Annotated in this window: 26 protein-coding genes; 24 read left to right on the top strand and 2 right to left on the bottom strand. The window is 58.8% G+C overall.

Annotated features, from left to right (window positions below):
- Positions 1-12 precede the first annotated feature (12 nt).
- From ACO9S2_RS03380 to uvrB, 4 genes are all read left to right on the top strand, one after another.
- The gene (locus ACO9S2_RS03380) at positions 13-276 is read left to right on the top strand and encodes a hypothetical protein (protein WP_423720469.1); all 264 of its coding nucleotides are present in this window, start codon (positions 13-15) and stop codon (positions 274-276) included.
- Between the two features lie 33 nt (positions 277-309).
- Positions 310-1,098: a hypothetical protein gene (locus tag ACO9S2_RS03375; protein WP_423720467.1), complete on the top strand. Its 789-nt coding sequence runs from the start codon at positions 310-312 to the stop codon at positions 1,096-1,098.
- Positions 1,099-1,358: 260 nt separating this feature from the next.
- Entirely contained in the window at positions 1,359-1,664 is a 306-nt protein-coding gene (locus ACO9S2_RS03370; RefSeq protein WP_423720465.1) for an RNA recognition motif domain-containing protein, read from the top strand.
- A gap of 134 nt (positions 1,665-1,798) precedes the next feature.
- Positions 1,799-3,805: an excinuclease ABC subunit UvrB gene (uvrB, locus tag ACO9S2_RS03365; protein WP_423720464.1), complete on the top strand. Its 2,007-nt coding sequence runs from the start codon at positions 1,799-1,801 to the stop codon at positions 3,803-3,805.
- A gap of 90 nt (positions 3,806-3,895) precedes the next feature.
- Here uvrB and ACO9S2_RS03360 read toward each other — a convergent pair whose 3' ends face one another.
- Entirely contained in the window at positions 3,896-4,156 is a 261-nt protein-coding gene (locus ACO9S2_RS03360; protein WP_423720462.1) for a DUF4321 domain-containing protein, read from the bottom strand.
- A 213-nt stretch (positions 4,157-4,369) separates the two neighbouring features.
- Between ACO9S2_RS03360 and ffh the strand changes: the two genes are divergently transcribed.
- The 11 genes from ffh to ACO9S2_RS03305 all read left to right on the top strand — a co-directional run bounded on the left by ffh (position 4,370) and on the right by ACO9S2_RS03305 (position 13,113).
- Positions 4,370-5,716, top strand: coding sequence for a signal recognition particle protein (gene ffh / locus ACO9S2_RS03355; protein WP_423720461.1), 1,347 nt, complete (start codon positions 4,370-4,372; stop codon positions 5,714-5,716).
- 51 nt (positions 5,717-5,767) lie between these two features.
- Positions 5,768-6,049 (top strand): 30S ribosomal protein S16, encoded by a 282-nt coding sequence (gene rpsP, locus ACO9S2_RS03350; protein WP_423720460.1) that lies wholly within the window; start codon positions 5,768-5,770, stop codon positions 6,047-6,049.
- A gap of 8 nt (positions 6,050-6,057) precedes the next feature.
- On the top strand, positions 6,058-6,576 hold the full coding sequence (gene rimM, locus ACO9S2_RS03345; RefSeq protein ID WP_423720459.1) for a ribosome maturation factor RimM: 519 nt from the start codon (positions 6,058-6,060) through the stop codon (positions 6,574-6,576).
- 1 nt (position 6,577) lies between these two features.
- Complete coding sequence (gene trmD, locus ACO9S2_RS03340; protein ID WP_423720458.1) at positions 6,578-7,363, top strand: tRNA (guanosine(37)-N1)-methyltransferase TrmD; 786 nt, start codon at positions 6,578-6,580, stop codon at positions 7,361-7,363.
- A 4-nt stretch (positions 7,364-7,367) separates the two neighbouring features.
- Positions 7,368-7,760, top strand: coding sequence for a 50S ribosomal protein L19 (rplS, locus tag ACO9S2_RS03335; protein WP_423720456.1), 393 nt, complete (start codon positions 7,368-7,370; stop codon positions 7,758-7,760).
- 74 nt (positions 7,761-7,834) lie between these two features.
- Complete coding sequence (locus ACO9S2_RS03330; RefSeq protein WP_423720455.1) at positions 7,835-8,491, top strand: ribonuclease HII; 657 nt, start codon at positions 7,835-7,837, stop codon at positions 8,489-8,491.
- 11 nt (positions 8,492-8,502) lie between these two features.
- Positions 8,503-8,892, top strand: a complete 390-nt coding sequence (locus ACO9S2_RS03325) for a YraN family protein (protein WP_423720454.1) — start codon at positions 8,503-8,505, stop codon at positions 8,890-8,892.
- A 27-nt stretch (positions 8,893-8,919) separates the two neighbouring features.
- On the top strand, positions 8,920-9,594 hold the full coding sequence (gene ftsE, locus ACO9S2_RS03320) for a cell division ATP-binding protein FtsE (protein ID WP_423720706.1): 675 nt from the start codon (positions 8,920-8,922) through the stop codon (positions 9,592-9,594).
- Positions 9,591-10,490, top strand: a complete 900-nt coding sequence (ftsX, locus tag ACO9S2_RS03315; protein WP_423720452.1) for a permease-like cell division protein FtsX — start codon at positions 9,591-9,593, stop codon at positions 10,488-10,490. Before ftsE ends, ftsX begins: the two co-directional genes overlap by 4 nt.
- Entirely contained in the window at positions 10,487-11,674 is a 1,188-nt protein-coding gene (locus ACO9S2_RS03310; RefSeq protein ID WP_423720450.1) for a murein hydrolase activator EnvC family protein, read from the top strand. Before ftsX ends, ACO9S2_RS03310 begins: the two co-directional genes overlap by 4 nt.
- Before the next feature lie 77 nt (positions 11,675-11,751).
- Positions 11,752-13,113 (top strand): S41 family peptidase, encoded by a 1,362-nt coding sequence (locus ACO9S2_RS03305; protein ID WP_423720449.1) that lies wholly within the window; start codon positions 11,752-11,754, stop codon positions 13,111-13,113.
- On the opposite strand, the gene ACO9S2_RS03300 is transcribed toward ACO9S2_RS03305, so the two are convergent.
- Positions 13,110-13,580 (bottom strand): histidinol-phosphatase, encoded by a 471-nt coding sequence (locus tag ACO9S2_RS03300; protein WP_423720448.1) that lies wholly within the window; start codon positions 13,578-13,580, stop codon positions 13,110-13,112. The genes ACO9S2_RS03305 and ACO9S2_RS03300 overlap by 4 nt on opposite strands.
- A gap of 109 nt (positions 13,581-13,689) precedes the next feature.
- On the opposite strand from ACO9S2_RS03300, the gene thiS reads away from it, so the two are divergent.
- The 9 genes from thiS to ACO9S2_RS03255 all read left to right on the top strand — a co-directional run bounded on the left by thiS (position 13,690) and on the right by ACO9S2_RS03255 (position 22,900).
- Positions 13,690-13,905, top strand: coding sequence for a sulfur carrier protein ThiS (gene thiS, locus ACO9S2_RS03295; protein WP_423720446.1), 216 nt, complete (start codon positions 13,690-13,692; stop codon positions 13,903-13,905).
- A 24-nt stretch (positions 13,906-13,929) separates the two neighbouring features.
- Positions 13,930-14,700, top strand: coding sequence for a thiazole synthase (locus tag ACO9S2_RS03290; protein ID WP_423720445.1), 771 nt, complete (start codon positions 13,930-13,932; stop codon positions 14,698-14,700).
- Between the two features lie 89 nt (positions 14,701-14,789).
- Complete coding sequence (gene thiE / locus ACO9S2_RS03285) at positions 14,790-15,422, top strand: thiamine phosphate synthase (RefSeq protein ID WP_423720444.1); 633 nt, start codon at positions 14,790-14,792, stop codon at positions 15,420-15,422.
- Between the two features lie 272 nt (positions 15,423-15,694).
- Positions 15,695-17,308, top strand: a complete 1,614-nt coding sequence (arc, locus tag ACO9S2_RS03280; protein ID WP_423720705.1) for a proteasome ATPase — start codon at positions 15,695-15,697, stop codon at positions 17,306-17,308.
- 14 nt (positions 17,309-17,322) lie between these two features.
- A complete protein-coding gene (gene dop / locus ACO9S2_RS03275) occupies positions 17,323-18,822 on the top strand; it encodes a depupylase/deamidase Dop (protein ID WP_423720443.1) in 1,500 nt (499 codons plus the stop codon).
- A 26-nt stretch (positions 18,823-18,848) separates the two neighbouring features.
- Positions 18,849-19,673 (top strand): proteasome subunit beta, encoded by an 825-nt coding sequence (gene prcB, locus ACO9S2_RS03270; RefSeq protein WP_423720442.1) that lies wholly within the window; start codon positions 18,849-18,851, stop codon positions 19,671-19,673.
- A gap of 2 nt (positions 19,674-19,675) precedes the next feature.
- The gene (gene prcA / locus ACO9S2_RS03265; RefSeq protein WP_423720441.1) at positions 19,676-20,362 is read left to right on the top strand and encodes a proteasome subunit alpha; all 687 of its coding nucleotides are present in this window, start codon (positions 19,676-19,678) and stop codon (positions 20,360-20,362) included.
- A gap of 169 nt (positions 20,363-20,531) precedes the next feature.
- Complete coding sequence (gene pafA, locus ACO9S2_RS03260; protein WP_423720440.1) at positions 20,532-21,908, top strand: Pup--protein ligase; 1,377 nt, start codon at positions 20,532-20,534, stop codon at positions 21,906-21,908.
- Positions 21,905-22,900: a M23 family metallopeptidase gene (locus tag ACO9S2_RS03255; RefSeq protein WP_423720439.1), complete on the top strand. Its 996-nt coding sequence runs from the start codon at positions 21,905-21,907 to the stop codon at positions 22,898-22,900. The genes pafA and ACO9S2_RS03255 overlap by 4 nt, the downstream gene beginning before the upstream one ends.
- Positions 22,901-22,955: the final 55 nt, after the last annotated feature.

Genomic DNA, 22,955 nt, shown 5'->3' with positions numbered 1-22,955 from the left:
AAAGGAGTCTCTGTGGCTGCAGGTGGATCCGGTAATGGATTGTACGATCATCTCTACACGCGTTTCTTCGCCAATCGCGAGCGCCACCAGGGCTATGACTTTCAGCATGCGCCCGGCGGGAGTGCTGCGCCTCCGACCGTGACCTTTGCGCAGAAGCTCCGATGGTGGACGTGGGATCGCTGGCAGCGGCGGAAGCGAATTCTGGCTGAGCGCGACCGTTTGCAGCAGGACATTATCAATATCCGGAAAACCCCCAAGCCGGGTTCTCGGACCTAGATAGAATATTCGAACTCAGAGAGGGAGTGGGACATGGTTCGTACAGGTATTCGGATGCCTCTAATCCATAGATCGCTGCTTGTGTGCGGCTTCTGTGCGGTGGCGGTGTTGCTGGCCGCCGCACAGCCGGTTTCTGCCGTTCCTTTGGAAAGCCATGAGGAGAAGGAATCGAATCTGAAGAAGCAAGCGACCGGCGGGCTGTTTAAGAAGTGGACCTTCGATACGGATTCCGCGAACGCTGTCCCGGCAGGGTTCTCTCCCCTTTCGTTAGAAGAGGCATCTCAGGCGGCCTGGGCGGTTGCGTCTGATGCGACGGCTCCGTCGGTTCCCAACGTAGTGGCGGTCACGTCGGGTTGTGACGACACGTCCTGTTTCCGATTACTGGTTGCGCAGGGGCTTGAGTACGAGTATCCCGACCTGACGGTGCGGTTTCGAGCTGCCGACGGGTCGGACGGCATAGGTGGGATGGTGTTCGGTGTGAAGGATGCCAGGAATTTCTATGCGGCGCTCGTCGATGTGGGGCGCCGGTCTGCCCAAGTAATCCGGATGGTTGATGGAGCCATCGTGGTGTTGGGACAGACTCCTGTCACGCTCAAGGCGATTGATTGGCACAGTCTTCGGGTTCAGCGGAATACCATCATCAGCAAAGACTTCATCGAGACGTTTGTCGATGGGGTGCTGGTGCTGTCGGTCGAAGACCAGGCCCTTGGGACGGGTCAGGTCGGGCTGTTGACTCAGGGAAAAACATCCTTGTTTTTCGACACGTTCCACGCGGTACCCTTGTTCTCCCATCGCCCCCTGTCCGCACCGGCCGCTTATTGAATGAGGTAGGATGGCGAAAAGAACGATTCTAAGCTTGCCTTTTCCTGCAAGGCTGGAGTAGCATCAATTTGCTTGATTGCGAGAGGCCTGGTGATCGAGCATTGAGAGTGACAAGGCCTGAACCGATGTTGTTTTGGTCCTGCCCGGGAATCTGATCGGAAGCCAGAGCTAAGCGCCGCTGTGTTGACGTCTTCGCCCCATTCCTTCCTCACTTCGTTCTCGAGTCCAAGACAACACCATTTTCTCAAAGGAGGAACCCAATGGGTTCGAAGATCTACGTTGGTGGATTGCCTTATTCAACAACCGAGCAGCAACTGAGCGATCTGTTCGCTGCGCACGGAGCCGTGACGTCGGCGCGCATTATCACGGACAAGTTCACGGGTCAGTCCCGTGGGTTCGGGTTCGTTGAAATGTCGGCTGACTCTGAGGCACAGGCGGCGATTACCGCGTTGAACGGCACCCAGCTGGGCGGCCGGACATTGACTGTGAATGAAGCCCGTCCTCAAGAGCCGCGGACTGGTGGCGGCGGCGGAGGTCGCGGCGGATTTGGTGGCGGCCGGCGCTAAGCCGCTCGCTGCATGTTCGTCATCGGGAGGGCTGCCGGACACTCCGGCAGCCCTCTTTTTTTCGCGTCCGGCTTCATGTGGGGCAAGATCGTGTTGACGCAGTGCCTTTGGTAAGATGACGGTCGGAGGTACCAGTGCCAGCCTTTACGCTTGAAGCTCCCTTCAAACCCTGCGGTCATCAGGCTGAGGCGATTGCCAAGCTGACGGCCGGTATTCATGCAGGCAAGAAACATCAAGTTCTGCTTGGGGTGACGGGATCAGGGAAGACCTTTACGATGGCTAACCTGATCGAGAAGGTGCAAAAGCCTACCCTAGTTCTCGTCCACAATAAGACGCTGGCCGGGCAGCTGTATCAGGAGTTTAAACAGTTTTTCCCCCGCAACGCCGTCGAGTATTTCATCAGTTATTACGACTACTACCAGCCCGAGGCCTACATTCCCCAGAGCGATACCTACATTGCCAAGGACGCGTCCATCAATGACGCCATCGATCAAATGCGCCACTCGGCGACCAGGTCGCTGCTTGAGCGCAACGACGTGGTAATCGTGTCCTCCGTGTCTTGTATCTACGGCCTGGGCTCGCCGGAGATTTATCACGGCATGTTGCTCTATCTGGAAGAGGGCATGGAGATTCGTCGCGAGAAGATGCTGGCCAAGCTGGTCGAGATTCAATATGCCCGGAACGACGTCGATTTTCATCGCGGGACCTTTCGCGCGCGCGGCGATGTGATCGAGATTTTCCCGGCCTCCAATGAGGCGGTCTCCGTCAGAGTCGAGTTGTTCGGCGATGTGATTGACGCCATTCATGAGATCGATCCCTTGACCGGGAAGTCGTTGGGTAGGTTGCCCAAAGTTCCGATCTATCCGAATACGCACTACCTGATCGCCCCCGACCGGTATGAGCGAGCCATCACAGGGATTGAGGAGGAGTTGGAGGAACGAGTCCTCTATTTCAAGAAACACAATCAGCTGGTTGAAGCTCAGCGGATCGCGCAGCGCACGAAGTTTGACCTCGAGATGATTCGGGCGATGGGCTATTGCCACGGGATTGAAAACTATTCCCGCCATTTGAGCGGGCGGGCTCCCGGCGAGGCGCCTCCGACGCTGATGGACTATTTTCCCAAAGACTTTTTGATGATTATCGATGAGTCGCATGCGACTGTGTCGCAGGTCGGCGGGATGTATGAAGGCGACTACTCACGCAAGCGCACGTTGGTGGACTATGGCTTTCGATTGCCGTCAGCCGTGGACAATCGTCCGCTCAAGTTTCAGGAGTTTGAAAAGATTCTGAACCAGGTCGTCTATGTTTCGGCTACCCCCGGAAATTATGAGCTTGAGCATGCAGCGGGCGAGGTGGTCGAACAAATCATTCGACCGACCGGCTTGATGGACCCCTGTATCGAGATGCAGCCCGCAAAAGGGCAGGTTGATCATTTATTGGGGGAGGTTCGCAAGGAGGTGGCCAAAGGGGGACGGGTGTTGGTAACGACTCTGACGAAGCGGATGGCCGAGGATCTCACGGAGTATTATCACGACCTGGGCGTGAAGGTACGCTATCTCCATTCCGATATTAAGACGCTGGAGCGGGCGGAGATCATTCGCGATCTGCGCAGAGCGGTGTTCGATGTGTTGGTCGGGATCAATCTCTTGCGCGAGGGCCTGGATTTGCCGGAAGTGAGCCTGGTGGCCATTCTGGATGCCGACAAGGAAGGCTACCTGAGGTCCTACCGGTCGTTGATTCAGACGGCCGGGCGTGCGGCTCGAAACGTCGAAGGGCGGGTCATTTTTTACGGTGATACCGTGACGCAATCCATGAAAGTCGCGATGGAGGAGACCGATCGGAGGCGTCGTATTCAGGCCGAATACAATCAGGCGCATGGCATTACTCCGGAAAGCATCAAGAAAGACATTCCTGCCTTGGAATATGCCGTGGCTGAACTGGATTATGTCCAGCTGGATCTGGCCGCGGAATCAACCGAGCGCTATGGCAAGGAAGAGCCGTCCGATGAGTTGATCCAGCGATTGGAGAAGGAGATGAAGGTGGCGGCCAAAGAGCTGGCCTTCGAGCGCGCGGCGGAGTTGCGGAATCGAATCAGGGCGTTGAGGCTGAAGGACTTGGAGTTGCCGAGTCAGGCAGGTTGAGCCCCAGGTCAAGGTAGAGCGAACGAGTTAATTCGTCTCAGGTTTCGCCTGAACCTTCCAGGCAAGCCGTCGGACGTTTCTGGCATCCTGCTAGACGTTCTTGTAGAGGTAGACGCCGATGAACATGCCGAGGATGCTCAATAAATTGACCTTGATGGTAAAGCCAAGCGTGAGCTTCAGGAGCACAAGGTCAATGGTCAGGGGAGGGCTGATCCCAGGGGTGAAATGAGTGGAGAAAATGCTCTGAATATTCCCTTGCGGGGCCATCACGTGGAGAATTTCCCCAAGAATTCCGCCCATCAAGCCACCAATGAGCACGAAGATCAGAAGGACCCAAGGGGATTTTCTCACGCGTTCTCCGCAGCTCCTAGGTACGTCAGGTTATCAGGATATTCCGGCCACCATATCGAAAGGTTCCTGGTCTGTCAATAAATCCCATAGCTTCGCTGTCGCTTGACAGCCCATGGCCCATTTCTATACACTGCCCGATGCTCTTTTGCTAGATTTTTCGAGGCGATCGGAGATCTGGGATGGAACTTCGGTTGCCTTTTTATTTGTGATGTTATGCTGGACGCGCTGAGCGATAAATTCGAGAAGATTCTGAAGAAACTTCGCGGGCAGGGTGTGCTCACGGAGCAGAACATTACCGAGGCTTTGAAGGAAGTCCGGCTGGCTCTGCTCGAAGCGGACGTGAACTTCAAGATCGTCAAGGATTTTACCGAGCGCGTCCGTCAAAAAGCGGTCGGGCAGGAAGTGCTCCAAAGCCTGACGCCCGGGCATCAGGTCGTCAAGGTCGTGTGGGACGAATTATGTGAAATGATGGGCCGCGAGTGCGCCGGCCTTGCACTCCACTCGACACCACCGACCGTTGTGATGATGGTCGGGCTGCAAGGTGCCGGGAAGACGACCACGTGCGGAAAGCTGGCGAGGCTCTTCAAAGGCCAAGGGAAGCGGGTCCTGTTAGTTGCAGCCGATCCGCGAAGGCCGGCGGCGGGCGATCAGTTGAGCAGTCTCGGCCGGGATCTCGGGGTCGACGTCCATCGGATCGACAATGCGCAGGCCACGCAGGCCGATGTGGTGCGAATCTGTCAGGCGGGCGTGGAGCGAGGGCGGGAGCAAGGTTTTGATCTCGTCGTGCTCGATACGGGCGGCCGGCTCCACATCGACGATGAATTGATGGGGGAACTCGTCGCGGTCAAGACGGCGGTGATGCCTCAGGAAGTGCTGCTCGTTGCCGACGCCATGACAGGCCAGGATGCGGTCACGATGGCCAGCCAGTTTGATCAGAAGGTGGGCCTGACCGGGGTCATTCTGACGAAGGTGGAAGGCGATGCGCGCGGGGGCGCGGTCCTGTCCATCCGTGCGGTGACCGGCAAGCCGATCAAGTTTTTGGGGGTGGGCGAAAAACTGGATGCCTTGGAGGTGTTCCATCCGGACCGGATGGCGTCGCGAATCCTCGGGATGGGCGATGTCCTGTCATTGATCGAAAAGGCGCAGGCAACGTTTTCTCAGGAGCAGGCCGAGGAGGCACAGCAGCGGCTGACCAGCAATACCTTTACGCTGGAAGACTTTCGCAAGCAACTGGGCCAGATGAACAAGTTGGGTTCGCTGGAGCAGATCCTGGGCATGTTGCCCGGCGGACAAAAGTTAAAGAGCGCGCTCGAGAATGAAAAGCCTGAGCGTGAAATGAAGCGGGTGGCGGCGATGATCGATTCGATGACGACGCGCGAGCGGCGTGATCATACGATCATCAACGGCAGCCGGAAGAAACGGATTGCACGAGGCAGCGGGGCGAGCGTGCAGGATGTGAATCGTTTGATCAAGCAGTTCTTGTCAGCCAAAAAACTGGCGAAAGCCATGACAGGCACAGGTGGGCGCCGGCAGTTGGCCCAACTGATGCGTTCCATGTAGCGATCGAATAAAGTCAACGCGGTTAACGGATTTTCTCACAAGGAGGCAGTCGTGGCAGTTCATCTTAGACTCGCTCGGACAGGTAGACATAAGCGGCCGATGTATCGGCTGGTGGCGGCGGATTCCCGCAAAGCCCGTGATGGCCGGTTTCTGGAAATCCTCGGGATCTTTGATCCGCTCAAGGAGCAAGGCCTTCCGGAGTTGAAGCAGGAGCGGGTGCTCACATGGCTGCATCAGGGTGCCCAGCCGTCCGTCACGGTGCGCACACTGTTGCGACGTGCCGGGGTCTGGAAACAGTTTGAGGCCGAGAAGGCAGCCAAGAAGAAGGCCTAGGACGTCCTATGGTCGGGCAGGCCGAGACGGTGACAGTTGGGCGGATTGAACGGCCTTTCGGTGTGAAGGGTGAGGTCAAGGTTCGTTCGCTCAGTGATGTTCCCCGCCGGATTGAGACGCTGGACCAGGTGAGCCTGCTGGCCACCAGCGGAAAGGTCTGGGAAACCCGCGTGACCCATGTGCGTCGCACGGGAACGGGGTTCATCGTCGGACTGGACGGACTGACAACGCCCGAGGATGCCGCGATGTGGCGAGGGGGATTGATCCAAATCCCCCGCGGCACGGCTCCGATGCTGCCTGACGGGCAGTATTATGAGTGCGACCTGATCGGGCTCCGCGTGCAGGATGAGCAGGGTCATGGGATTGGCCGGCTCGACGATATCTGGGAGTTGCCGGGCAATCATGTCTTTGTCGTGCACGAAGGGACGAAGGAAACACTCATACCTGCTGCCAAGGATCTCATCGCAGGGGTCGATCTTGAGCAGGGTGTGATGACGGTGCGGATGGTCGAAGGATTGGGAGCCTGAGATGCTTCGTGTCGATGTGCTGACACTGTTCCCCGAGATGATTGTGCAAGCGGTGGGGCACAGCATGCTCAAGCGGGCGCAGGAGAAGGGATTGCTGACCGTCCAGGTGCATAATCTTCGCGACTATACGCTGGATCGGCACAAAGTGGCCGACGACGTGCCTTATGGTGGTGGCGCGGGCATGGTCATGAAGGCAGAGCCGATTCTGCGGGCCGTCGATGCGCTTCGCGGGCAAGCCCGGACGGATGGCGACGAGATCCGGCTGTTGTTTCCATCGCCGCAAGGCCGTCCCTTTACTCAGGATCAGGCCCGCACGCTGGCGGCAGAGCGGCGCCGGATCGTCATTCTTTGCGGGCATTATGAGGGCGTGGACGAGCGCGTGCGCGAAGCGCTGCAGCCGGAAGAAGTCTCAGTGGGCGATTATGTATTGACGGGCGGTGAGTTGCCGGCATTGATCTTGATCGATGCCGCAACGCGATTGGTGCCTGGTGTGCTGGGAGATCCCGAGTCGGTGGTGGAGGAATCCTTTTCCGACTCGCTGCTTGAATATCCGCATTACACCAGACCGGCAGAGGTCCGAGGGATGACCGTCCCTGAGGTGCTGCTGTCCGGCCACCATGAAGCGATTCGCCTTTGGCGACGGAAACAGGCGTTACGCCGGACGTATGTCTGGCGTCCGGATCTCATTCGGGATCGAAGCCTGAGCAGTGAGGATCAACGGTTATTGAACGAGATTATTAGCGAGGGTGTTTCGTCGACGCCCGTTCGATGTGGGGAGGAGGGGTAGAAGCATGAATCGGTTGGAACGCATTCAGCAGTCGCTTACGAAGAAGGTGATGCCCAAGTTTGAAATCGGGGATACCGTTCGCGTTCACGTGAAAGTTGTGGAAGGCGAAAAGGAACGGATTCAGGTCTACGAAGGGGCGGTCATTGCCCGCAAAGGGACGTTAAATACGGAAATGTTCACTGTACGCAAGGTGTCGTACGGTGTCGGCGTCGAGCGTATGTTCCCAGTGCACTCTCCGATCGTGACGAAGGTCGATGTGGTCAGGCAAGGGCGTGTCCGCCGTGCCAAGCTCTATTATCTTCGTTCCAAGAAGGGCAAGTTCGCCAAGCTCGAAGAGCGTGAGTTTGTCGGCGCGGGGAAGGCTGCGGCGGCAAAGACTGAAGCGGTCGAGGCCTAAGTCTCTCTGCGGCCTGACGGCGCGGGCACACGCAAGACCTCTGAGCCGGTAGCACTAATCGGAGGGCATGCCGGGTGGGACCCACCGAGGAGTTTGAGCAAGAAGCCAGGCGATGCGGCTTTCGCCGCATCGCCGGTGTGGATGAAGCCGGACGGGGCCCCTTGGCCGGTCCGGTCGTTGCAGCGGCCGTGGTTCTGCCGGTTCGCTGCCGTCTTGCCGGAGTCGATGATTCCAAACAGCTCTCTGCCAGCGAGCGCGACCTTCTCTATTCCATCATCCTGGAGCGGGCTGTTGGAGTAGGGGTGGGCTCTGCCACGTCTCAAGAAGTCGACCGGATGAATATTCTGGAGGCGACCAGGCTGGCGATGCGTCGCGCCGTCGCGGATCTCCATCCCGCTCCCGACTATGTACTCATCGATGCAGTGACGCTTCCACATCTGGATCTGCCGGTCCGCCCCATTATAAAGGGAGACGCATTGTCTCTTTCGATCTCGGCGGCCTCTATTGTCGCTAAAGTGACGCGGGATCGGCTGATGACGGAATACCACCAAGCCTATCCGCTCTATAATTTTCTCTCGCACAAGGGCTACGGAACGGAAGAGCATCTGGATCGTCTGGCTCGGTATGGCCCCTGCCCGATCCACCGCCGGACCTTTGCTCCCGTTGTTGATGCCATAAGCAGGATGAGCGCGGTTCTTGATAACGAGCCCGTCATCAAGGCTCTTCAATAATGGGAGTGGTGATGACGACGATCGATCCCCGCCATCAATTCGGCCAGGCCAGCGAAGCGCGGGCCGAACAGTTTCTGCGCCAGAAAGGGTATCGGATTCTCGAACGGAACTTGCGCACGTCGTTGGGGGAGTTGGATCTGGTTGCAGACGATGCGGGCGTGCTCGTCTTCGTCGAGGTGAAGGCGCGAACGACAGAGGCCTTCGGGGGCGCGTTGCTGGCCGTGGATCGCCGCAAACAAGCCAAGCTGATCCGCCTCGCCTCGCAGTATCTGGCCCGGCGTCATTTGACGGAGCGGGCGTGCCGATTTGATGTGGTCCTGGTTCAGGGGAACGGCGATTCCTCCTCCGTGATCGAGCATGTCGAGAATGCGTTCGATGTGTCCGATGGAGCCGTGTGGTAGCAGGCCGGTTGATGTGATATGGATGCCATGATTCAGCTCATCCATGTGTCGAAGTCCTACGATCGCCGGCCGGCGCTTTCGGATATCACCTTTGAAGTGGAGAAGGGCGAATGTGTTCTGCTCATGGGGCCGAGCGGAGCCGGAAAGTCCACGTTGCTGCGGATGCTGATCGGGGCCGAGCATCCGGATGACGGCCAGATCTTTGTCCAGGGGAAGAATGTCACCAAGCTCAAACGGTCGGAAGTGCCCTACCTGCGGAGAAAAGTCGGATCGGTGTTTCAGGACTTTCGCCTGCTGCCGAAGAAATCCGTCTTTGACAATGTTGCCTTGCCGCTGATTGTCCAGGGTCTGCCGTCCGTTGATATCCGGCGAAAGGTGGCGGAGGCGTTGCGGGCCGTCGGCGTTGAACACAAGAAGGACCAGTGGCCCACCAGCCTGTCTGCCGGTGAACAGCAGCGAGTGTGCATTGCCCGGGCGATCGTCAACGGTCCTGTCGTGCTCTTGGCGGACGAGCCGACCGGGAATCTTGATCCGGAATTGACGGGCGAAATCGTCGAGCTCTTTAAATTGATCAATGCGCGGGGAACGACGGTCATTGTGTCGACGCACGATCCTCATGTTATGGGGCTGGTGAATCGGCGCGTGATCACGCTTCAACAGGGGGTGATGGTGCCGGCACCCGAACTGCGGGTGGGGGTATGAGGCCATTGTTGTATCTGTTCTGCGAAGCCTGGGCGAATATGCGGATGAACCGGACGACGACGGTAGTGGCGATCCTGACGACCGCCTTTACGCTGGCCTGTGTGGGAATATTTCTCCTCTTGTACGTCAATCTTCGGAGTGCCGCCGGGTGGCTGCAAGACGATATTAAAATCATGGTGTATCTCGATGATCGCTTGACGCGCGAGGCGGTCGTTGAACTCGAAGGCCGTCTCAAGGCCGATCGGATGGTGGCGGGTTCTCTCTACATTTCAAAGGAGCAGGCACTGAGGGAATTTCGGGCGCAGTTCCCCGCCGACTCCCATCTGCTCGAAGGACTTGGTGAAAACCCGCTTCCGGCGTCGTTTGTTGTGACGCTGGCCTCGCAGTATCGCTCTCCTGATGCGGTTCAGCGCTGGACGGAGCGAGTCCGAACCATGCCGGGGGTGGCGAAGATCGACTATAATCAGGAATGGATCGACGCGCTGGCCGGATTGATCCACTACATCGAGCTGATCGCGATCGGGGTTGGCGTCATTCTGTCGGCGGCGGCCGTGACGATCATCGGCAACACCATCCGGCTGACGTTGTTTTCACGCCGGGAGGAGATTGAAATCTTGCGGCTGATCGGGGCGACCCAGTCGTTTATCCGGATTCCCTATTTGTTGGAGGGAGCGGTCCTGGGGGCCTGCGGCAGCGCGTTATCCCTCGCCATCCTCAAGGGCGGGTTCGAACTCTTTCGTCAGCAGCTCAGGGCAACGGGCCCGTTGCGCGGAATCGAGGCCATGATCGCGTTCTTCCCGGCATCGGTCTGTCTGGCACTCGTCCTGGTCGGGATCGGGCTGGGGGTTGCGGGCAGTTTTGTGTCGCTTCGGCGATTCGGAGATGGGCGGACATGATCCTGCGGCTTCTTCCGGTCATTGCATGGGGGGTTGTTTTGTGGGGATCGGGAATTCCCCCGGTGTCTGCGGCGAGCGATCCCATTTCGGAGAAGATCGAGCGGGAACGGAAGACGCTGGAGCAGCTCAAGGACAAGATCGAAGAAAAGCGGAAGCGAGCGGTCGAGGCTGAGAAGAAGCGCGAGTCGGTGCTCCAGGGGATTCAATCGCTCGACGAACGGCTGGTGCGCACCAGACAGGAGCATCAGGAGATCAACAAGAAGCTCCGGAAGAAGGATCGAGAGATCGAGACCATTACCGAGCAGCTCAGGATCATGCGGGGCGGAATTCAAGAGCGCCGCGATGCCATCCTGGCGAGGCTGAGGGTCCAGTATATGGAAGGCCGCGGGGGCTATCTGAAAACACTGTTGGCCTCGGACTCGTATGGCGATGTTCAGCGGCGGATGCAGTACCTCTCGGCCGTCTCTCAGAAGGACTTCGAATTGCTTTCGTCCTTTCGCGCCGATGTCGCCAGTATGGAGCAGGCTGAGCGGCAGCGGGCTGAGGCGAGAGCGGGGATGTTGGCCTACAAAGAAAGTACCGAGAAGAAGCTCGCCGACATCCGTGGGCTCCAGAAGGAAAAGAAGGTATACCTCACTAAGATCACGCAAGAAAAAGAGTCGTTCAGCCGGGCGGCCGAAGAATTGGAGCGGTCTGCTGCCAGAGTCGATAGCCTCTTGAATGAGTTGGAGACTCGGCGGCGGGCGCTTGCGATGCGGCCTCCGACCGCGCCGAATGTTCCGCGGGGAGCGAAGGGGGCCTTGCCCTGGCCGGCCGATGGGCCGGTGGTGTCTTTTTTCGGCAGGCAGAAGCATCCCACCTTCAACACCTACGTGCAGCGCAAGGGTATTGAGATCCGGACGACCGAGGGTAGTTTTATTCATTCGGTCATGCCGGGAACTGTGGTGTATGCAGACTGGTTGAAAGGCTATGGACTCGTTATAATTGTGGATCATGCCAACGGGTTCTTCTCGCTCTATGCCCATGCGGCGAAGATCCTGGCGAAAGTAGGCGAGCAGGTGGGTCAGGGGCATCCGATCGGAGAAACAGGAGATACGGGCATGATCGGCGAAAATACTTTATACTTTGAACTGCGGGAAGGGGCTGACGCGGTCGATCCGCTGCAGTGGCTGGCAAAGCGATAACCGCCCTCAGGCAGTTCTCATTCGTGGGAGCATCCGGAAAGCCGGTTCGGGAATCGGAAGGAAAGGATAGACGCACTATGGAACAGCAGCCGCGACGAAAGTCTTGGGTCATCGGGCCGATGATACTGGTGGCCCTGCTGGGCGGGGTGCTCATCGGCAAGGGGTGGGAGCGAACCGGTCATGCGAGCGAGACCTATGAGGAACTCAAGACCTTTTCGGAGGTGTTGAATCAAGTGCAGCGGCACTACGTTGATGAAACCAAAACCAAGGATCTGGTGCAAGGCGCGATCCGAGGCATGCTGTCCACGCTCGATCCGCACTCCGCCTATATGACGCCCGAGATGTACAAGGAAATGCAGGTCGAGACCAAGGGAGAGTTCGGCGGCGTGGGCATTCAGATCGGGGTGAAGGATAGCCGGTTGGCGGTCATTGCGCCGATCGAAGGCACGCCGGCTCAGCGGGCGGGCATCAAGGCCGGCGACTTCATCGTGAAAGTGAATGACGAGACGACCAAGGATCTGACGCTCATGGATGCCGTGGCGAAGATGCGCGGCCCCAAGGGGACCAAGGTGAACCTCACGATTCAGCGCGAGGGCATTCCCGATCCGCTCGTGTTTACACTGGTCCGCGATACGATCAAGATTGAGAGTGTGAAGTCGAAGGTGATTGAGAACCTTGGCTACGTGCGCCTCACGCAATTCCAGGAAGCCACGGGTCGCGACCTTGCCAAAGCGATCAAGCAATTCCGCGATCAGAAGGTTCAGGGGGCGATTCTCGATTTACGGAACAATCCCGGCGGGTTGCTGACGGCGGCGGTTGACGTGTCGGAGCAGTTCCTCCCGAACGGCAAGCTGGTGGTGTTTACCAAGAGCCGGGAAGGGAAGAAGGACGAATGGTTTGCGAAGTCCAAGGATACGCTGGAGGAGTTGCCGGTCATCGTCATGGTGAATGAAGGGTCGGCCAGCGCGTCGGAAATTGTGGCCGGTGCGCTGCAGGATTATGGGCGTGCCGTCATTGTCGGGACCACGTCGTTCGGGAAGGGCTCAGTGCAGACTATTCTGCCGCTGGGCGACGGGTCAGGCCTCAGGCTGACCACGGCGAAGTATTACACACCGAAGGGCCGGTCGATTCAGTCCACCGGGATCACTCCGGATATCGTGGTGAAACTGCCCGCGCCTTCTGCTGGGAAGGACGGGAAGCCCGCTGAGAAAGAGCCGGACCCCAAGGCTGTGAAGCCGCCGGTCGGAAAAGACAAAGAGACGGTCCCTCATTCCAACGGAAAGACCCCGGATGACACAGGGGCCAAGGGGGGCCCCGCGCCGCAAACGCCCCCGCTCGATAGCGCCGGCGATCCCTCGCTTGAGCAGGACGTGCAACTGCAAAAAGCCGTGGAACTGCTCAAGAGCTGGAAGATCTTTAAGGAAATGAAGGTGTCCTAGCTCGGGGGCGTGTCGTTCTGTTGTCGAATGGCCTGGAGCAGCGCCTCTTCCGATCCTGTGAAGCCCGGAATGGTTCGCAGGAGATGGGATTGGACAAGCTGTTCCAGGTCTGCGAGAGTCCGGATTCCCAGCCTGACGTAGAGATAGCTCACCAGAGAGTCGGATAATCCCGGCAGCTGGGCCCAGCTCTTCACCCCCGGCGGAAGCGGGGTTTTCAGCTCTTCGTAGGCGCGGATTTTCCCCGTCTCCAGGAATTCCCTGATCTTGCCTGCCAGATCCTTCCCGATCCCCTCGATATCTTCCACTGCGTTGCGCCGTGCCACCTCTCCGATATCCTCTTCGAGTGCCAGGATAGACTCCGCGGCCTGGCGATAGGCGCGCACGCGATAGGGATTGGCCCGTTGCGTGGCCAGGAGTGTGGCCATCGACTGGAAGAGGTGGGCCAATTGTTGGTTACGGGTGTGCAACAGCGATGACTCCGGTCCTGAGTGACGCGATATTGTGCGACGCGAGACCCTCTGGAGACAAGGGGGCTTTGTTGACAAGGCGAATTCCGGTTTCATAGGATGACGGACGATGTCAAACGGGATACAGATTCATGTGAATGGCGAAGCGCGCGGGTGGCGGATCGGCGGCACGGTCGCGGATTTGCTGAACGAACTCGCCATTAAGAATGAGCGCGTCGCGGTGGAATTGAATCTCGAAATTCTCGACCGGAAGGACTTCGGCCATCGCAGCTTGAAGGATGGCGATCGGGTGGAGATTCTGAGTTTCATCGGCGGCGGGCGCTGATCGAAGAGGAGTGCATCAATGGGGATGAACGATATATTGACGATTGCCGGCCACGAGTTCCGCTCGCGTCTCTGGGTCGGCACGGGGAAATACAAAGATTTCGCGGAGACGAAAAAGGCCATTGAAGCCTCCGGGGCGGACGTGGTCACCGTCGCGGTGCGGCGGGTGAACATCACGGACCGGTCCAAAGAGAATCTTCTCGACTACATCGATCCCAAGAAGTACACGATTCTTCCGAATACGGCCGGCTGCTATACGGTGGAAGACGCCGTGCGCTATGCGCGTCTGGCCCGGGCCGCCGGGGTGTCGGATCTGGTCAAGCTGGAGGTTCTTGGTGACGAAAAGACACTGTTCCCTGACACGGCCGGGTTGATCGAGGCGGCCAGGATTCTGATCAAGGAAGGATTCATCGTCTTGCCCTATACGAACGATGATCCGATCGTCGCCAAGAAACTCGTCGATATCGGCTGCCCCGCTGTTATGCCCTTGGCGGCGCCCATTGGCTCCGGACTGGGCATCCGCAATCCCTACAACCTCAAGATCATCATGGAAACGGTGAAGGTGCCGATTATCGTCGATGCCGGCGTCGGCACGGCGTCGGATGCCGCGCTGGCGATGGAATATGGCGCCGATGCGGTCTTAATGAATACGGCGATTGCGGGAGCGCAAGACCCTATTGCGATGGCCGAGGCCATGAAGTACGCGGTGTATGCCGGACGGTTGGCCTACAAGGCCGGCCGGATTCCGCGAAAGCTCTATGCAACCGCCAGCAGCCCGATCGAAGGGATGCTCTAAGATACTGTGACGGGTGAGGAGTGTGGAGAGTGGAGAGTGGAGAGTGGAAGGAGTCTCCTCACTGATCACCCATCACCGATCACAATCTTATGCCTCCTATTGATTTTCGACTGATTCTCGTCACCGATAGGAGCCAGGTTTCCGACCAATCGCTTCCTGTGGCTGTGCAGCAAGCCGTTCAGGCTGGCTTGCCGGCCGTTCAGCTGCGTGAACGCGATCTGCCGACCCGCGATCTGCTGGAGTTGGCCAGAAGGATTCACGACATCACGAAGCTGCAAGGAGTGCCGCTCCTCATCAACGACCGTGTCGATCTCGTGCTGGCCTTGGATCTTGACGGGGTTCACTTGCGGGCCAATAGTCTGCCTGTGTCAGTAGCGCGACGCATCTTGGGTGAACGCTGTTTTGTGGGTGTCTCGACCCATTCCCCTGATGAGGTGCGGCGTGCGAATGATGACGGCGCCGACTATGTGATCGTCGGGCCGGTTTTCGATACGCCGTCGAAGCGGGCGTATGGAGAGCCGTTGGGATTGGAGCGGTTCGCGGAAGCCTGTTGCGGCTCCTCGATTCCGGTGTTCGCCATCGGCGGGATCACCCGCGAACGGATCAGTGAGGTGCGGCGAGCAGGCGCGTACGGGGTGGCCATGATCGGCGGCATTCTTGGCCGACGGGATATCGGGATGGCGACGGAAGAGATGTGTGTCGCGCTGCAATCGCCTTTGTGATCGCCCGCGCGGGTTGCGGTGGTCTAGTTGACCACCCCTAGGTCGGGTGTTAGAATCCGATCACTGGCTTGAAGGTGCGATTGCTCGCGGGTTTCAGCGTTGCAGCGAGTCAACCAATGGCAGAGAAGAAGAGCAATTCGAGCCGGCTCCGGTCCCTCCGAGATTCCGTGAAGAAGATCACGAAGCGGCTGTCAGAGGGGAATGCGGACGTGATTCACAAGAACGACGACCATGCCCGCGAAGTCGACAAGCTTCGCGTTCAGATTCAGTCGATGGAGGAAGAGCTCCGTCGGCTGTACCAATCCCGCTACCAGCTCGATCAAGCCACAAAACAGAACGACAAGCTCGTTGCGACTTTGCAGGAAGCGAAGGAGCAAATCGAAGCGTTGCGCGCGGAAGTGGAAAAGTTGACGGCGCCGCCGTCGACCTACGCCATCTTCTCCTCGATGAACGAGGACGGAACGGGGAATGTGTTCGTCTCCGGTCGCAAAATGAAGGTGAGCCTGCACCCGGCCATCAAGAGCAAAGAACTGCGCCGGGGACAGGAAGTCGTCCTCAACGAAGCGCTCAATGTGATCGAGGTGAAGGGCTTCGAGGTACAGGGCGAGGTGGTCCGGCTGAAGGATATGCTGGAGGGGAACCGCGCGCTCGTCACCTTGCATTTCGATGAAGAAAAAGTCGCGGAACTGGCCGATCCCCTCCTGGTCGAGCGGCTCAGCGTCGGCGACCATCTGCTCTACGATCCGCGTTCCGGCTATGTGATCGAAAAGCTGCCCAAGTCTGAGGCAGAGGAATTGGTCCTCGAAGAAGTGCCGGATGTGGACTACGAGCACATCGGCGGGCTGCAAAAAGAGCTTGAGCATGTGCGAGATGCCGTGGAGCTGCCGTTTCTCCACGCGGAGTTGTTTGCGGAATTCAAGCTGAGCGCTCCCAAAGGCGTGTTGCTCTATGGCCCGCCCGGCTGCGGAAAGACCTTGATCGCAAAGGCCGTGGCGAATTCGATCGCCAAGAAGCTGGGCCATCTCACCGGCAAGCAGATCCGGAGCTACTTCCTGCACGTGAAGGGGCCGGAGTTGCTCAACAAGTATGTCGGTGAGTCAGAACGGCAGGTGCGTGAAGTCTTCAAGAAGGCGAAGGAGCGGGCGGCGGACGGTAACCCGGTCATCGTGTTCTTCGACGAAATGGATGCGCTGTTCAGGACGCGCGGAACCGGCATTTCCTCCGACATCGAATCGACCATCGTGCCGCAGTTTCTCTCCGAGATCGACGGAGTAGAGAGTCTGCGGAACGTGATCGTGATCGGCGCAAGCAATAGGCAGGATCTCATCGATCCAGCCGTCCTGCGGGCGGGGCGTCTCGACGTCAAAGTCAAAGTCGGCCGTCCGGATGCGGCCGCCGCCAGGGATATTTTCTCGAAGTACCTCTCCGTCGAGTTGCCTTTCGCGCCGGAGGAGTTGGCGCAGCATGGCGGGGACCGGAAGGCTCTGGTGGAGAAGTTTACATCACTGACGGTCGATGCCATGTATGCTTCGACCGAAGAGAACAAGTTCATCGAAGTCACCTATGCCAACGGAGAAAAGGAAATTCTCTACTTCAAGGATTTCGCCAGCGGCGCGCTGATCGAGGGCATCGTCTCCCGCGCGAAGAAGTATGCGGTGAAGCGGGCGATTGCCAATGAAGGAGTCGGTCTGCGGTCTGAGGATCTTATCCGCGCGATCCGCGAGGAATTCAAGGAGCACGAGGATCTCCCGAATACGACGAATCCCGACGACTGGGCGAAGGTGGCCGGCAAGAAGGGTGAGAAGATCGTGCATATCCGGACCATCAGCGGAGGCCCGGCGGAATCACGGCAGATCGAAACGGTTACCACGGGCCACTATCTCTAGCAGCCCATCAATCTATGCAAGACCAGCCATCGACCAGCCTCCCCCGCATCATCGGCACAGAAACGGAGTTTGGGATCGCCCCGAAGGAAGCGGCCGTCGCCGACCCTGTCGCTGGATCCATCGCCGTGATCGGCCATTACACCGGCCTGCCGGCTCCCGATGCCATTTGGGACTATGAAAATGAAAATCCGCTGCTGGATGCCCGCGGGTTCGAGGTGGAGGGGGAGCGGGAGCGGCCGAATCCGGACTACAACCGCCAGCTGAACAAGGTGTTGGCGAACGGCGGGCGACTTTATGTCGATGGGGCGCACCCGGAGTATTCCATCCCCGAATGTTCCAGCCCCAGAGAAGTCGTCGCGTTCGAACGGATCGGGGAGCGCATCCTTGCCCAGAGCCTTCAGGAACTGACGCGGGTGCGCGGGCGCGAACAATACGTCCTCTACAAGAACAACTCCGACGGCAAGGGTAACAGTTACGGCTATCATGAGAATTATCTGGTGTCGCGGTCGGTGTCGTTCGACCAGATCGCCCGCGCGCTGGCGCCCTTCTTCGTGACCAGGCCGATTATTGCGGGCGCCGGGAAGGTCGGCGCGGAGAACCAGACAAGCCCTGCCGAGTACCAGATTTCGCAGCGGGCCGATTTTTTCGAATGCCTCCTCGACCTCAATACGATGGTCAAGCGGCCCATCATCAATACCAGGGATGAGCCGCACGCGGAATACGGCAAGTATCGGCGCCTGCACGTCATCGTGGGTGATGCCAACATGGCGGAGATCTCGACCTATCTGAAGGTCGGGACCTTGAGCACGGTGCTGGAGTTGCTGGAGGCCGGAGCCGAGCTCCCGCAGATTGAATTAGATGAGCCGGTTCGGGCGATCAAACAGGTCTCCCGCGATCTGGACATGAAGCAGACGCTAAAGCTTTCCGGAGGGCGGCCGACGACGGCCTTGGCGATCCAGCGGGCCTATCTCGATGCGGCGAAGAAGTTTTACGCCACGCACCGGATCGATGAGGTGCAGCAGGATGTCTTGCGTCGCTGGGAATCGGTGCTGGATCGTTTGGAGAAGGATCCGCGGCTTCTCGTGAGGGAGCTGGATTGGGTTGCCAAGCGCCACATGATCGAATCGTACATGGAACGAAAGGGCTGTGGCTGGACCGATCCGCGCGCCAAGCTCATGGATCTCCAATATCATGACGTTCGTCCGGAGAAGGGCCTGTTCTATACGTTGGAGCGGGGAAATTTGATCGAGCGGATCGTGAGCGAGGAAGAGATCGTTCGCGCCGAGCATATGCCCCCGCCTGGCACGCGGGCCTATTTCCGTGGTCGCTGTGCGAGCAAGTTTGCCAAGTCGCTGTATGGCGCGAGCTGGACCTCGGTGCTCTTCGATTTCGGGAATGCGACGCTGACGAGGATTCCGCTCATGGACCCGAACCGGGGAACCGCCGCCCTGACGGGGCATCTGCTGGAGAGCGCAGACAGCGCCGCCGCATTACTGGAAAAACTCAAAGCCTAATTATCCGAAGCGCCGGCACACCGATTATGAAACTTCCCTATCTGCCGAATCACGATGAGCCGAGTTTCTTCGACTTTCTCTCACAGCACTATCCGGGGTTGACGCTGGGGCGGACGGGAGCGGGGGCGTTGGCGAACCTGCAAGACCCCTCGCGCACCGGGAGCCCCCTCTCGGTTCCCCACGCGACGACCGTGCTGGCCATCAAGTACCAGCAGGGGGTGGTGATTGCGGGCGACCGACGGGCGACCGAGGGATTTCAAATCGCCGATCGCCGGATCGAGAAGGTGTTTAAGATCGACGACTATTCAGCCATGGCTATTGCCGGGGCGGCCGGGCCCTGTATTGAGATGGCCAAGCTCTTTCAAACGGAACTGGAACATTACGAAAAGCTGGAAGGGATGCCCCTCTCGTGCGAAGGCAAGGCCAACAAGCTCGGCCAGATGGTGAAGGCGAATCTCCCGATGGTGTTCCAGGGGCTTGTGGTCATGCCCTTATACGTGGGCTATGACCTGAAGCGTGCCGAGGGACGCATTTTCAAGTACGACATCACAGGCGGGCGGTACGAGGAGTCCGACTACCATGCCATCGGCTCGGGAGGGAAAGATGCGCGCAATACGATGCGTGAGCATTTCCAACGCCAGCTTCCGGAGGCCGAGGCTCTGAAGCTGGCGCTGATGTCGCTCTATAATGCCGCCGATGACGATGTGGGGACGGGCGGACCCGATCTGGTGCGAGGCATCTATCCCACCGCCAAGTACGTCACCGCGCAGGGCATCGCCGATGTGCCGGATGACCGGATTCGCGCCGTGTTCGACGGATTGATCGCGACGCGCCGCTCGAAGGAGACCTAGTCATGCCGATGCCGTATTACGTGTCTCCCGAGCAGATGATGCAGGACAAGGCGGAGTATGCCAAGAAGGGCATCGCCAAAGGTCGCTCCAGCATCGCCATGGAATATGCCGACGGGGTGCTCTTTACGGCGGACAATCCCAGTGCCTCGCTCCACAAGATTTCCGAAGTGTACGACAACATCGCCTTTGCCGGGGCCGGGAAGTACAGCGAGTTTGAGAACCTCCGCAAAGCCGGCATTCGCCATGCCGATCTCAAGGGCTTCATGTACAGCCGGGAAGATGTCACCGCCCGGTCGCTGGCCAACGGCTATTCCCAAAGCCTGGGCACCATCTTCAGCCAGGAGATGAAGCCGCTCGAAGTGGAGATTCTCGTGGTGCAAGTGGGCACCAACGGGCAGTCGAACGAAATCTACCGGATTTCCTTTGACGGCAGCATCATTGACGAGAAATCGGTCGCGGTCATCGGCGGCAAGTCCGAGGCGGTGCTCGCCGCGCTCAAAGAGAAAGCGACCGGCCAGCTGCCGTCGCTTAAGGCGGCATTGGGGTTCTGTGTATCCGCTCTGGATCAGACGCCCAATCAGAAGCTCACCCCGGAAGGGCTGGAAGTGGCCGTGCTCGAACGGTCCCGCTCCGGCCGCAAGTTCAGACGATTGGCGCCTGCGGAAGTCCGTCAACTGTTATCTGCATAGTAGTCCACTAAAAAGGCAGTCATCTTCGTTCCCGTCGTTCGTCTCTCGTCCCTCGTCGTTCGCGAGCGACGTTTCACGGTTCCAAGCCGCGCTGTATTCTCCGCGCAAGTTGAAGATCCTCCGATGGGCGTGTATTCTGTCCTTACCCCACATGCTATCTCCAGGCCCCATGAAGCGCAGGATCTTCGGTCTCGAAAACGAGTACGGCCTGATCTTTTCGCCGAACGGGCGCATTTACCTGCCGATGGAAAAAGTCCTCGGCTACATCTTCGAAGGTCTCATCCCCAATAGCTGGCCGTCCAACGCGTTTCTGGTGAACGGCGCGCGCTTCTACCAGGACACCGGCTGCCATCCTGAATATTCCACGCCTGAATGCGACAACGTGCTCGACCTCGTGACCCACGACAAGGCCGGGGAGCGCTTGCTGGAAGCCTGTTTGCCGGCCGCGGAAGAGCGGCTGCGCGAAGAAGGCCTGTCCGGCGAAATCTATATTTTCAAGAACAACACGGACTCGCTGGGGAATACCTATGGCTGCCATGAAAACTTTCTGATGCGGCGGGACGTAGATTTCTGGAAGGTGACGGAGCAGTTGATTCCCTTCTTCGTCACCAGGCAGGTCTACGGCGGCGCGGGCAAGGTCTTGAAAGTCTCGGGCAAGCCGCAGTATTTCATCTCGCAACGGGCCCAGCATATTCACGAAAAGACCTCGTCCTCGACGACGTCCTCTCGCAGCATCATCAACACGAGAGATGAGCCGCATGCCGATGCCGAGCGCTATCGCCGCCTGCACATCATCGTCGGCGACTCCAACATGTCGGAGTACGTCACGTATGTGAAAGTGGGCACGGCCGCGCTGGTGCTCTCCATGATTGAAGAGGGCTATGCGGTCCACGGCATGGAGCTCGAAGATCCGGTCAAGGCGATTCGCGAGATCTCCCGCGATCCCACGCTGAAGAAGAAGGTGAAGCTGGACGACGGCCGCCAACTGACGGCCATCGAAATCCAGCGCGTCTATCTCGATCGCGCCCAGCATTACCTGGCCCAACAGGAGCACGACCCGGTGCACGATGACGTGTTTCACAAATGGGCCACGCTGCTGGACAAGCTGGAAGACGACCCTATGCAGCTGGTGCATCAGGTAGACTGGGTGACCAAGAAGCATCTCATCCAGTCCTATACCGACAAGAAGGGTTGCGGCTGGGACGATCCCCGCGTGTACCTGCTCGATTTGCAATACCATGATGTGAAGCGGACCAGGGGGTTGTATTATTTGATGGAGTCCAAGGGGCTCATCGACCGGGTGGTGGAGGAGGAGGTCGTGCAGCGGGCGATGTCCACTCCGCCGCAGACGACGAGGGCGAAAGTACGCGGGGACTTTATCCGGTTCGCCAGAGCCAAGAACCGGTCCTACACAGTCGATTGGACCTATCTCAAATTGAACGGCTACTGGGAAGAAACGATTTTGTGCATGGACCCGTTCAGTTCCAGCAATCGGCGGGTGGATGAGTTGCTTTCACAGGTTTCCGGCGTGAGGTTGTTCCGATGAACGCGATAGTGCGGGCAGAGCCACAGCGATCAGTGTCCCTTGAGCGGATGATCTTGGTGGTGATCATCCTGCTGTCCAGCATCTTCCCCGTCGATCTGTTTCCCGGTTCGTTGCCCACCCCCCAAGGGGCGGACGGGCAATATAGCGGGAAGCAAGGGCAGATCATCGTGGTGAAGGTGCCGGGCGATGACCCGCAGGCGGATGTGCAGGGGAAATTCCTGGGCCGGACCGTCGCCTTCTTTGCCGACCCGCGTCCGGGAGAAGCGCCGGGGTATGTCGGCCTGCTTGGGCTTGATCTACAGGATGAGCCGGGCACCCACGAGCTGGCGGTCGACATTAAGTCCGGCGAGCAGGCCAGGCATGCCAGTTACAACATCCTGGTGGTGAAAGAAAGGTTTCGCGTTGAGCATTTGAAGCTGCCCAAAGATAAAGTCGATCTGGATGAGAAGGCGGTCGCGAGATGGAAATCCGAGCAAGAGCAAGTGAAGACCGCGCTGGCGACCGACTCGCGCATGAAGCTCTGGCAGGGAACGTTCATTGAACCGGTCGGCGGCAAGCGGACCGGCATCTTCGGCAGCGTGCGGATCATGAACGGCCAGCCGAGAAATCCCCACAACGGCGAAGACATCGGCGCCCCACTGGGAACTGACGTCGTCTCGACCAATGATGGCATCGTGCGGCTGACCGTGGATCACATCTTCTCCGGCAAAGGCGTGTTTGTAGACCACGGCCTCGGGTTCTACTCCATGTATTTCCACTTGTCCGAAGTGTCGGTAAAGGACGGGGATCTGGTGAAGGCGGGGCAGGTGGTCGGTAAAGTCGGCGCCACCGGACGGGCCACCGGCCCGCATCTCCACTGGGGCGTGAAGCTCAACGGAGCCCGCGTGAATCCCTACGCCCTGCTCGATCTGCCCTTCAAAGGCGCGGTACAGTCGGCGACTCCCGCGCCGGTGGCTGAGCCGACATCTGGTGCAGGTTCGCCGGCGCAGTAAGTGCGCTTTCTCGCGAGTGCCTTAGCATAGCTTGCCATCACCTATAAGCTACCCG

It is taken from the genome of Nitrospira sp. NS4 (assembly GCF_049546785.1).
In the GTDB taxonomy this organism is placed as follows: domain Bacteria; phylum Nitrospirota; class Nitrospiria; order Nitrospirales; family Nitrospiraceae; genus Nitrospira_D.
The sequence above is the reverse complement of the archived record's forward strand: the minus strand, read 5'-3'. Positions and strand labels throughout refer to the sequence as shown.